This is a genomic window from Pseudomonas sp. DF11 (genome assembly GCF_058148565.1).
Map to the genome: position 1 here is coordinate 92034 of NZ_JBYVYN010000001.1, position 11825 is coordinate 103858.

9 protein-coding genes are annotated in these 11825 nt (G+C 60.1%); 4 read left to right on the forward strand and 5 right to left on the reverse strand.

Annotated elements, in window-relative coordinates; translation table 11 throughout:
• Nucleotides 1-126 precede the first annotated feature (126 nt).
• The 5 genes from AC30D9_RS00420 to AC30D9_RS00440 form a co-directional block, all read right to left on the reverse strand.
• Nucleotides 127-1548 carry an efflux transporter outer membrane subunit gene (locus AC30D9_RS00420; RefSeq protein WP_490143159.1) on the reverse strand — a complete coding sequence of 474 codons (1422 nt, stop codon included), beginning with the start codon at nucleotides 1546-1548 and terminating at the stop codon, nucleotides 127-129.
• On the reverse strand, nucleotides 1545-4724 hold the full coding sequence (locus AC30D9_RS00425) for an efflux RND transporter permease subunit (protein ID WP_307572353.1): 3180 nt from the start codon (nucleotides 4722-4724) through the stop codon (nucleotides 1545-1547). The genes AC30D9_RS00420 and AC30D9_RS00425 overlap by 4 nt, the downstream gene beginning before the upstream one ends.
• 15 nt (nucleotides 4725-4739) lie before the next feature.
• Nucleotides 4740-5993 (reverse strand): multidrug efflux RND transporter periplasmic adaptor subunit MexE, encoded by a 1254-nt coding sequence (mexE, locus tag AC30D9_RS00430; protein ID WP_490143160.1) that lies wholly within the window; start codon nucleotides 5991-5993, stop codon nucleotides 4740-4742.
• Between the two features lie 337 nt (nucleotides 5994-6330).
• Entirely contained in the window at nucleotides 6331-7095 is a 765-nt protein-coding gene (locus AC30D9_RS00435) for a substrate-binding periplasmic protein (RefSeq protein WP_490143717.1), read from the reverse strand.
• 246 nt (nucleotides 7096-7341) lie between these two features.
• Nucleotides 7342-8214 carry a LysR family transcriptional regulator gene (locus AC30D9_RS00440; protein WP_490143161.1) on the reverse strand — a complete coding sequence of 291 codons (873 nt, stop codon included), beginning with the start codon at nucleotides 8212-8214 and terminating at the stop codon, nucleotides 7342-7344.
• 100 nt (nucleotides 8215-8314) lie between these two features.
• Here AC30D9_RS00440 and AC30D9_RS00445 point away from each other — a divergent pair, with 100 nt between their 5' ends.
• The 4 genes from AC30D9_RS00445 (at nucleotide 8315) to AC30D9_RS00460 (ending at nucleotide 11721) form a co-directional block, all read left to right on the forward strand.
• Complete coding sequence (locus AC30D9_RS00445; RefSeq protein WP_018601473.1) at nucleotides 8315-8740, forward strand: VOC family protein; 426 nt, start codon at nucleotides 8315-8317, stop codon at nucleotides 8738-8740.
• A gap of 99 nt (nucleotides 8741-8839) precedes the next feature.
• A complete protein-coding gene (locus AC30D9_RS00450) occupies nucleotides 8840-9460 on the forward strand; it encodes a TetR/AcrR family transcriptional regulator (protein WP_307572351.1) in 621 nt (206 codons plus the stop codon).
• Between the two features lie 158 nt (nucleotides 9461-9618).
• Nucleotides 9619-10398 (forward strand): thioesterase family protein, encoded by a 780-nt coding sequence (locus AC30D9_RS00455; RefSeq protein WP_490143162.1) that lies wholly within the window; start codon nucleotides 9619-9621, stop codon nucleotides 10396-10398.
• Between the two features lie 51 nt (nucleotides 10399-10449).
• Nucleotides 10450-11721: an OmpP1/FadL family transporter gene (locus tag AC30D9_RS00460; RefSeq protein ID WP_490143163.1), complete on the forward strand. Its 1272-nt coding sequence runs from the start codon at nucleotides 10450-10452 to the stop codon at nucleotides 11719-11721.
• Nucleotides 11722-11825 lie beyond the last annotated feature (104 nt).

The following is an 11825-nucleotide window of genomic DNA, read 5'->3' on the forward strand; positions in this document are numbered from 1 at the left end:
TATCGCAAGCCCCGTGCAAAAGCGGTGCACACCCTCAACCAGACAAAAAAAGCCCCGCGTCCGAATGAAACGCGGGGCAAAAATTTGGCTGGTTGCGGCCAACCAAAGGAGCTCGGTTGAGAAAGGTCAGTTGCTGGCAACGGTCTCCGGTTTCCAGCCGCCACCCAGGGCCTTGTAGATCGCGACGATGCCACGGTACAGGTCCACTTCCGCCTGGGCCTGGGTGTCTTCGGCGGCCAGGCGTTCACGTTGGGCGTCGAGCAGTACGAGGAAGTCCACGGTGCCTTCGCGGTAGCGAATCTCGGCCAGGTCGGCGGCGGCGCGACTCGATTCGCTCTGACGGATCAGCGAAATCAGCCGCTGTTGGCGCTTGCCGTAGTCGCTGAAGGCATTTTCCGACTCTTCCAGGGCCAGCAATACTTGCTGTTCGTAGGTCGCCAGGGCACCGTCCGCCTCGGCGCTGGCACCGCGCAAGCGAGCCCGTACACTGCCCAGGTCGAAGGCGGCCCAGGTAATACTCGGGCCCAGCGCCCAGGCGTTAGCTGCCGAGGAGCCGATCTGCGAGCCGCGTCCGGCGGTAAAGCCCAGGAAACCGCTCAGGCTGACCCGTGGGAACAGGTCGGCCTTGGCCACGCCGATGCGCGCCGTAGCGGCCGCCAGTTGGCGTTCGGCACTGAGAATGTCCGGGCGCCGTTGCAGCAGTTCACCCGGGTCGCCGATGGGCAGCGCCTTGGCGATGGCCGGCAACTGTTTCGGGCTCAGGTCCACGCTCAGTTTATCCGGACGCTCACCCAGCAATGTGGCGATGCGATTGCGTTGGCGCACCTGTTCGGCCTGCAACTGCGGCACGCTGGCTTCCACCGAGGCCAGGCGGGCATCGGCACGGACCACGTCGAGCTGGTCGCCGACGCCGGCATCACGCAGGCTTTCGGTGATCTTGCGTGAGTCCTGCTGGTTCTTCAGGTTCGCCAGGGCGATCTTTTCCCTCAACTGGGCGCCGCGCAGTTGACCGTAGGCGTCCACCAGCTCGGCGATCATCGTCACCTGCAACTGATAGAGATCGGCTTCGGCCGCCTGCTGATCGGCATCGGTGGCTTCCAGGTTGCGCTGGATGCGCCCGAACAGGTCCAGCTCCCAGGCCATGTCCAGGCCCAGGTCGTAACGTTCGGTGTTGACCCGGTCGGTGGTCTGCCCCGGGACCTGGCCTTTGCCCAGGTTGCTGCTGGCGCGGCTGGTGATGGTGGGCATGGCGTCATTGCTGGCGTCATCGCGAATCGCCCGGGCGGCCCGCAGACGGGCGAAGGCTACGCGCAACTCGCGGTTACCTTCCAGGGAGCGAGTCACCAACGCATTGAGCGTCGGGTCGTCGAATTGCTGCCACCAGATGCCTTCGAAACGGGCGCGATCGAAATTCTTCTGCCCGGCGGCGCCGTCGGTGGCGGCGGTGATATTCGCCGCCTCCGTTTGCGGGGCCTTGTAGTCCGGGCCTACGGCGCAGGCACTCAGTGCCAACACCAGCAGGCTCGGCACGAACACTTTCAAACTCATTGTTGCGCCTCCAGTTTCAAAGCCCGGGCCGCCTTGCGGGCCTCGCTGCGCTCGACGAAGTTGCGGATCAGTACATAAAACACGGGGGTGAGCAGCAGGCCGAAGAAGGTCACGCCGAGCATCCCGGAGAACACCGCCACACCCATGGCATGGCGCATTTCCGCACCGGCGCCGCTGGAGAACACCAGGGGCACCACACCCATGATGAAGGCGAAGGAGGTCATCAGGATCGGCCGCAGACGCAGGCGGCAAGCTTCCAGGACCGCCGCTAGCGGGTTCATGCCTTCGAGCTGTTTATCCTTGGCGAACTCGACGATCAGGATCGCGTTCTTACAGGCAAGCCCCACCAGTACGATCAAGCCGATCTGGGTAAAGATGTTGTTGTCGCCACCGGAGAGGATCACGCCGGTAATGGCCGACAGCAGGGTCATCGGTACGATCAGGATCACTGCCAGTGGCAGGCTCCAGCTTTCGTACTGTGCCGCGAGCACCAGGAACGCCAGCAGTACGCAGAGCGGGAACACGAACAGTGCGGTGTTGCCCGAGAGAATCTGCTGGTACGTGAGGTCGGTCCACTCGTACGTCATGCCGTTGGGCAATTCGTCCTTGAGCAGTTTCTCGATGGCTTTTTCCGCCTGGCCGGAGCTGTAGCCCGGGGCTGCGGCACCGTTGATTTCAGCGGTGATGAAGCCGTTGTAGTGCATCACGCGGTCCGGCCCCGAGGTGTCGCTGACCTTGATGAAGGTCGCCAGCGGGATCATCTCGCCACGGTTGTTGCGCACCTTGAGCTGGCCGATCTGGTCCGACTCGAGACGGAACTGCTGCTCGGCCTGGACGTTGACCTGGTAGGTGCGGCCGAAGCGGTTGAAGTCGTTGGCATACAGCGAACCCAGGTAGATCTGCAGGGTGTCGAAGATGTCGCTGACGGCCACGCCGTGGGTCTTGGCTTTTTCACGGTCGATGGCGGCATCGACCTGGGGCACGTTCACGGTGTAGCTGGTGAACAACCCGGCCAGTTCCGGCACGCTGCGGCTCTTGGTGATGATGTTCATGGTTTCTTTGTACAGCTCGTCGTAGCCCAGGTTGCCCCGATCTTCGATTTGCAGGCGGAAACCACCGATCGTGCCCAGGCCCTGTACCGGCGGCGGTGGGAAGATCGCCATGTAGGCTTCCTGGATCCCGGCGTACTGGCCGTTCAAGGCCCCGGCGATGGCACCGGCCGACATGCTCGGGTCCTTGCGCTCCTCGAAAGGCTTGAGGGTCACGAACACGATGCCGGCGTTCGGGCTGTTGGTGAAACCGTTGATCGACAGGCCCGGGAAGGCTACGGCGCTTTCAACCCCCGGTTGCTTGAGCGCCAGGTCCGACATGCGCTTGATCACGTCTTCGGTGCGGTCCAGGCTCGCGGCATCCGGCAATTGGGCGAAGGCCACCAGGTATTGCTTGTCCTGGCCGGGCACGAACCCGGTCGGGGTGGTGGAGAAGCCAAAGAAGGTCAATACCATCAGGCCCGCATAGAGCAGCAGGGCGATGCCGCTGCTACGAATCACTCGAGCGACGGTGCCCACGTAGCCGTGGCTGGCACGTTCGAAGAAACGGTTGAACGGACGGAACAACCAGCCGCCGAAGACCTTGTCCAAAAACTTCGAGAAACGGTCCTTGGGCGCGTCATGGCCTTTGAGCAACACGGCAGCCAAGGCTGGAGACAGGGTCAGGGAGTTGACCGCCGAAATCACTGTCGAGATCGCAATGGTCAGGGCGAACTGCTTATAGAACTGCCCGGTCAAGCCACTGATGAACGCCGCTGGAACGAAGACCGCGCACAGCACCAGGGCGGTGGCGATGATCGGGCCGGTCACTTCGCCCATGGCGCGCTTGGTCGCCTCCACCGGGGTGAGCCCCAGTTCGATGTTTCGCTCGACGTTTTCCACCACCACGATGGCATCGTCCACCACGATACCGATCGCCAGTACCAGGCCGAATAGCGAGAGGGCGTTCAGCGAGAAGCCAAACAGGTGCATCACCGCGAACGTACCGATCAGCGATACCGGTACAGCCACCAGCGGGATGATCGAGGCGCGCCAGGTCTGCAGGAACAGGATCACCACCAGCACCACGAGGATCAGCGCTTCGAACAGGGTGTGCACCACCGCTTCGATGGAGCCACGGACGAAGATCGTCGGGTCATAGACGATGCTGTAGTCCATCCCGGCCGGGAAGCCCTTCTTCAGCTCTTCCATTTTCTCGCGAACGTCGTTGGAGATCTGGATGGCGTTGGAGCCTGGACGCTGGAAGATCGGGATCGCCACCGCCGGCTGGTTGTCCAGCAGCGAACGCAGGGCGTATTGGCTGGAGCCCAGTTCGACCCGGGCGATGTCTTTCAGGCGAGTGATCTCACCGTTGGCGCCGGAACGAATGATGATGTTTTCGAACTCCTCCTCATTCACCAGGCGCCCTTGGGTATTGATCGACAGCTGGAAAGCCTGGGCATTGGGCGCTGGCGGCGCACCCAGGGCACCGGCAGCCACCTGGCGGTTCTGTTCGCGGATCGCGGTGACCACGTCGGTGGCGGTCAGGTTGCGCGATGCGGTCTTGTTCGGATCCAGCCAGACGCGCAGGGAGTAGTCGCCCATGCCGAACAGTTGCACATCACCCACGCCGCCCAGGCGCGCCAGCTCATCCTTGATGTTGAGCAGGGCATAGTTGGACAGATAGAGCATGTCGTAGCGTTTGTCCGGCGAGGTCAAGTGCACGACCATGGTCAGGTCGGGCGAGGCCTTGTCCACCGTGATGCCGATCCGGGTCACTTCTTCCGGCAGCTTGGGCTCGGTCCGGGTGACGCGGTTCTGCACCTGCACCTGGGCATTGTCCAAGTCGGTGCCCAGGGCGAAGGTGATGGTCAGGGTGATCTTGCCATCAGCGGTGGACTGCGAGGACATGTACAACATGTTCTCGACGCCAGTGATGGCCTGCTCCAGTGGAGCGGCCACGGTCTCGCCGATGACCTTGGGGTTGGCACCGGGGAAGTTGGCGCGCACGACCACGGTCGGCGGCACGACTTCCGGGTATTCACTGATCGGCAATTGGAACAGCGAGATGGCGCCGGCGATCAGGATCAGCAGCGAAAGCACCGCTGCGAAGATCGGCCGCGAAATGAAGAACTGGGAAAATTTCATCTTGGATTCAGTCCCTTAACCGCGTGGGGTCGCAGCGGCCAGTTTGCCTGCCGCCCCTGACGCGTCCTTGGATGGCGCGACTTGGGGCAGGTTGCTGGCTTCTAGCGCTTTACGTTGTTGTGCCAGGGCGGCAATGGTTTCGTCGCTGGCCATCGGCACGGTTTCAGGCGTGACCGGCGAACCTGGACGAGCCCGCTGCAGGCCCTTGACGATGATGGTGTCGTCCTTGCTCAGGCCGTTACGCACGATACGCAGGCCTTCGATCTTCGGCCCCAGCTCGACGGCGCGGTAGGCCGGTTTGTTTTCGGCGTCCATCACCAGCACGAATTTCTTGCCCAGGTCGGTGCCCACGGCTTCGTCGTTGATCAGCACGGCGGAATAAGTGCCGCTGCCCACCAGCTTCAGTCGGGCATACAGGCCAGGGGTGTAGGTGCCGTCCTTGTTGTCGAACACGGCCCGGCCACGGATCGTGCCGGTCTGCGGGTTGACCTGGTTGTCGACGAAATTCATCTGGCCCAGGTGTGGATTGCCGTCCTCGTTGGACAGGCCCATGTAGACCGGCGTGGCCTGGCCGCGCTGGCCTTGGCGGGCGAGTTGGGTGTACTTGAGGAAGACACGTTCGTCGGCGTCGAAGTAGGCGTAGACCTTGTCGGTGGATACGACGCTGGTCAGCGGCGTGACATCGGCGGTCACCAGGTTGCCGGCGGTGATCTGCGCGCGGCTGACACGACCGCTGATGGGCGAGGTGACGCGGGTGAAGCTCAGGTTCAGCTTGGCCAGGTCCAGTTGCGCCTGGATCGCCGCGACGGCGGCGCGGGCTTCCTGGGCGGCGCTGGTGCGCGAGTCGGCCAGTTCGGCGGAAATGGCATTGCTCAGGCGCAGGCGTTCGCCGCGCTGGGCTTCGTTCTCGCTGCGGGTGGCGGTGGCACGGGCTTGGGCCAATTGGGCTTCGAGACGACGTACTTCAGCCTGGAAGGGGCGTGGGTCGATCTGGAACAGCAGGTCGCCTTTCTTGACCAGTGCGCCTTCGGTGAAGGCCACTTCGTCGATTTGTCCGGATACCCTCGGACGGATTTCGACGGTTTCCGGCGCTTCAAGGCGTCCGGTGAATTCATCCCATTCGTTGACCGGTTGTTCCAGTACCTTGGCCACACTGACTTTGGCTGGCGGCATGGAAGCTACCGTGTCGGGAGTCTTGCCGCAGGCGCTCATCACCAGTACCGCCAGCAGCGCGAGAGGAAAACGCAGTTTTGAAAGTGAATGTTCCATGGATAGCATCCGCCAATGTATTGAGAATGGGCGGATGATGCGTGGAGCCAGGCAGAGGCACGAATCGAATGAAGCAAAGGTAACTATCATTCAGAATGATATAAGCCATCGACAAGGCCTCTAGTCCGGCGATGTGTGCCACTATTTGGAAGCCGAGGAACCGTGGCGAGGACGCTTGCTCCCGTCGGGCTGCCTGGCAGCCCCTGTTTATGAGCACCTGGCGCCCAATCGGGAGCAAGCTCCCTTGCCGCAATGACTCACGCAAACCTTGAATGCACTGCACCGTTTCAGGGCGGGCTTGGGTTCTTTGCTATCAAATGTATTGATGGGTCGCGGCCTATTGCGGCAAATAGAGGTCATGGATTTGCTTGAGCGTCCCATCCGCCCGAAGCGCTTCGACCGCTTCGCGTAAATCCTCGACCATTTTGGGCGCGCATTGTTTCGAGCAGGCCAGGTAAAGATCGGCGCTGCTGCCGACCCGACTCATGAGCAGTTTGCGTTTAGACACCTTCGGCCAGATGTATCGACTCTCGGGCACGCCGTTGAACCACGCATCGATGCGCCCCATCAAGAGCAGCTGGGCGGGGTTTTCGCCGATGGCCAGTGGATAGATCTGCTCGTCGCTGAACCCTTCGGTGCGCAGGATATCTTCCTGTGCACTGCCCAGGCCGACGCCAATCTTGCGGTAGGTTTCTTTCGCCTGGGCGAAACTGCTCACCCGTCGCTCGAGGCTGAAAAAAGCTCGCTCCATGGGCATGATCGGGGCGATCCAGGTGAAACGATCCTCACGAGTAGGGATGCGCGAGAGGGGCGTGATCAAGTGATCATGTTCTTCACTGACATGTTTTTGAGCCCTGGCCCAGGGAAGTACATGGATTTTTACGGTGTACCCGGCCTTGGTCATGGCCGCGACGGCGACATCACCAACGATTCCGTGCCCCCTGGGGTCATTGACGAACGTCAGCGGCGGCGCGTCGAGGATATGCAGTTCTATCTCCAGGGGTTCACCGCGCGCGTTGTGCGCAACCAACAGCGGCAGCAATAGACAAAGCCTGGATAGTGTTCTGGTGGGGGCATTCAAAGCGCGTTTGCTCAGGCTCATGATCGGTACTTCAGGCATTGGAAAGGAGTGCGCCATTCAAAGGATGCCTGGCGCGCAAACAGCGTCTTGCAGGCCGACGTCTTATGCGACGCAGCGTACCTGGAGCGGGTCGCCACGATCGTTTAATCAGGACACGCGAGTATGTTGTCTTGGCCTGACTGCGTGTACTTGAAGGTATAGATCATCCGCTCGACAAAAACCTTGAGCCCCGCGCATTGGTTTTTGTCTGGGCCGATGCAGGGGGATTCATACCGGGTTGGCCTGGGCTTGCTCCGCGATCAGTTGCACCAGTCTTCCTGCCGGTTCGTTGAGACTTTGTCGAGCCCGGTGGACGAGGCCGATCTCACGGTGGAAGGTGTGCTCTGCGAGGGCGCGTACACCCTGCGGCCATTTGCGGTGAGTCGCGGTTTGCGGCACCAGGGCCACGCCAACGCCGTTTCCAACCAGCTTGATAATCGCCTCCAACTCATCCAGCTCGCAGACTTCACGCAAAGTGAAGTGCATCTTGCGCAGGAAACGATCTACCTGCCGGCCACCGAACGATGCTCGGTCGTAACGAATGAAGGGGTGGCTGCCAAGCAGTTGCGCCCAGTCCTCTCCAGGTAGCGCGCTTGGAACGATCAGTCGATAGGGCTCCAGCGCCAGAGTCATCCAGCGCAGATCGCTTTGCAGCGAGAAAGGCGGGCGAATGATGGCTGCCATGTCGATTTCGCCGGCATCCACCAGGTTGATCAACTCCATCGACAGGCCAGGAAGCACCCGCGTACGGCACTGCGGGCATTGCTGGTGAAACCTGGCGAGCGCGTCTGGCAGGTAGGAGCGCTGCACTGAAGCGATAGCACCAATGTTCACCAAGACGCTAGGTGCAAGCCCGGCTGGGCTTGCGCCAAGATTGTCGTAGAGACGCAGCAACTCTTGCGCTTGCAGAAGTACTTGATGGCCCATCCGGTTGAGATGGGCCGAGCGGCCCTTGCGGTCGAAGATCTCGAAGCCGAGTTCGGCCTCCAGGCGCTGGATCTGCGCGCTGACCGCGGCCTGGGTGAGGCCGATTTTATTGCCTGCGGCAGCGAAAGTACCTTCCCGCGCTACGGCAATAAGGGTCTTGAGTTCTTTTATCATTCACAAATATTAATTGTGTTATTGAGAGAAATATATTGTTTTTCTTGGTTGGATTCCGCCCTTACGATGCCCGGACCTTATAAAAGCAACAGGAGCCGTGATGAGCCTTTCTCCCTTCCACCTCGCAATCCCTGTCTACGACCTTCCAGGCGCTCGGGCCTTTTATGGCGAAGTGTTTGGGCTACAAGAGGGGCGCTCCAGTGCCCATTGGGTCGACTTCAACTTCTATGGCCACCAGTTGGTGATTCATGAACAGCCAAAGACCGCTTCCCAAGAGAGCGTCCACAGCAACCCGGTAGATGGGCATGACGTGCCGGTCCCTCACTTCGGCATCATTTTGGGATGGCAGGAGTGGGAAGCGCTGGCCGAGCGACTGAAGTCCTTTGGCACCGAGTTCGTGATCGAGCCCTACATACGTTTCAAGGGGCAGGTGGGGGAGCAGGCCACGATGTTTCTGTTCGATCCTTGCGGTAATGCACTGGAGTTCAAGGCGTTCAAGGATATGAGCCAGCTTTTTGCCAAATAGCCGGCAGGGGTGGCAATTTCTGGGAAATGGGCAGATTGTGACTAAATATCTACATGGTCACAAGTTGTCAACCGACTCCAGGATGCGTAAGCTGCCCCAATGAACCAGTCATCCCCACCTTCGCCCAGCACCCGAGGCCCGGCCGATCACGACATTCGAGACCAGATCGTCGCGGCGGCCAATGAGCATTTCAGTCAATACGGCTACGGCAAGACCACAGTCTCTGACTTGGCCAAGGCCATCGGGTTTTCCAAGGCGTACATCTATAAGTTTTTCGACTCCAAGCAGGCGATTGGCGAGGCTATTTGTACCCGCTGCCTGGCCGAAATCGTTGCCGCTGTGGAGCAGGCCATCAACGAAGAAGGACTCTCGTCGACGGAGCGTTTTCGACGCCTGGTCAAAACCCTGGTTACCACGGGCGTGAACCTGTTCTTCAATGATCGCAAGCTCTACGACATTGCTGCGTTCTCCGCCTCGGAGCACTGGCCCAGTTCACGGGGTTACGATGCCCGGATCAAAGGCTTCGTATTGCAAGTCGTACGCGAGGGGCGAGAACTCGGTGAGTTTGAACGCAAGACGCCACTGGACGAGACAGTAGACGCGATCCACTTGGCGCTGCGGCCTTTCGTCAACCCTTTGCTGCTGCAGTACAGCCTCGACGTCATCGAAGAGGCTCCCACGCTCACCGCCAACCTCATCTTGCGTAGCCTCATGCCGTGACCTTGGGCTGACGATTCCAAGCAACGCATTCCAATCGATTTCAATGCTCCGTCATGATTGGCTGATAAAGGTAATTGTTTATCTTGATTGTGACTATTGACACAAATGGTCACAAGAATAAGATGTGGCGTATTGCTCTTAGTCCTGAGAACGTTGACATGACGAGCTTCGCCCAATTGCTGCAGCAATTCGATCCGGATGCGCCATTTGTGTCTCCACCTAACTGGCGGCAGGGCCGTACGATCTTTGGCGGGCTGTCCGCTGCGCTGTCTCTGCAAGCGGTTTTGCTTGAGCGTCCGACGGGTTTTCCTCCATTCAAGTCCGCCCAGGTGTCGTTCATAGGTCCGGTCACGCAGGCTCAGACATTCGATGTCAGCGTGTTGCGTCAAGGGCGATCCGTCACCTCCGTATCGGTCGACTGCTTGTCGGGCGACGACCTGGCGTTGCGCACGACCCTACTGTTCGCACAGCCGCGGGCGAGCGGTATTGCCCATGATGCCTGGGGCCGTCCGCTTGTAGAGGGGCCGTCCCGGTACGCGCCATTGAAGCTGGACAGAAAGATCGCACCGGCCTGCGCCTATAACTTTGAGATGCGCCCTGCGGGCGGTTCTCTGCCGGTATCCGGCGCTGATAATCCGGAATTACTGATGTGGGTACGCCATCTGGATGCTCGGGGCGTAGATCCGGCGGTCGCCTTGATTGCATTGGCTGACAGCTTGCCGCCAGCGGCCATGACCTGCTTCACCGAGCCCGCTGCCATCAGTTCTGCGTCCTGGATGATTGACCTGCCGCAGCCGGCCGTCGCCAGTGAGTGGTTCCTGATCAATTCCTTTAGCCAGCAAGCGCTGGAAGGTTATTCGCTCCAGGACATGGAAATCTGGGACGAAAGCGGCCGGCGTGTGCTTTGGGCACGCCAGACCGTGGCGATCTTCACGTAATACAAAACCATTGCTCCCCATTACCCGCGCTACGTTTCCAGAGTCCTGATAATGAAAAAAATATCGCTCAAGGCCCCGGTGGGTCTCTGCTTTGTGTTCGCAACTTCCGATGTATTCGCCAGCGGCTTCGCGCTCAATGAGCAAAGTATCAGTGGGATGGGCTCGGGATTTGCCGGTCGTTCTTCTTCCGCCGAAGATGCGAGCACGGTCTTCGGTAATCCGGCGGGGATGTCTCGCTTGAAGAAGGAGCAGTTCAGCCTGGGAGCGGCGACGCTGTTTGCGAAGTCCGACATAAGCCAGACCCGCAGCACCTTCGGCGGTCAGGACGGCGATGACATGGTGCCAACGACCACGGTGCCGATGGGTTACTACGTCAAGCCCGTTGATGAGCACTGGGCGTTCGGTGTTGGTTTTTATGTGCCGTTCGGTTTGATTACCGATTACGGCAGTGATTTTGCCGGGCGTTACTACGCAAATAAAAGTGAGGTCAAGACACTCACGCTCCAGCCCACGATCAGCTATGCCTTCAACGACACCGTGTCGATTGGGTTCGGCCCTACGATCAACCGTATCAGTGGTGAGATATCAGGCATGGTGCCCAATCCACTCAGCCCTGGCCGCAATGACGGAAAGCTTAAAAGCACCGGCGACGACACAGCCCTGGGTTTCAACGCTGGCGTCCTGGTGCAGGCTACAGATCGAACCCGCTTGGGGCTGACGTACCATTCCAAGGTCAGCTATCACTTGGATGCCAAGACCAAAGTCAGCGACGGCATCTTCAGCCTGGTAGGGGTTAGTGGGCGCAGTTATGACGCTTCGCTGGATGTGGATACCCCGGAGGCGGTGGACTTCTCGGTGACTCACCAGCTCAACACGGACTGGACACTTTACCTGGGCAGCACCTGGACGCGTTGGAGTCGCTTCAAGGAGCTGACCATCGAAAACTCAGGGTTGCCGCCGTTATTGAGCGGCCAGTTGAGCATCATCAGTGAAGAGCAGAATTGGCATGACACGTGGGCCCACGCTGTCGGTACGGCGTATCGGTTGAATAGTCAGTGGGTGCTGCGTGCAGGCTTTTCGGTTGACCAATCGCCTGCCAACAATACCAACCGCGGACCACGTATTCCTACCGGCGACCGGAAGGTGCTCAGCTTTGGAGCCGGCTGGACGCCAGTGGAAGATGTCACGATCGACGTCGCTTATTCCTATCTCTGGGAGGAGAGCGTATCGGTCAACGATGCGTCGGCGACTCGCGGCGCCTACAGCTCCAAGTACAAAAACAGTGCGAGCGGGTTTGGCACTTCAGTCAGCTATCGCTTCTGATTGAGTGCTGCTCTAAAAGCCGGGAGCGCATGCTACCCGGCGTTTGGTGTGGGCGAGTCGACTGCGACGAAGATATTGATGATGGTGATTGCGTAGCGTGTTGC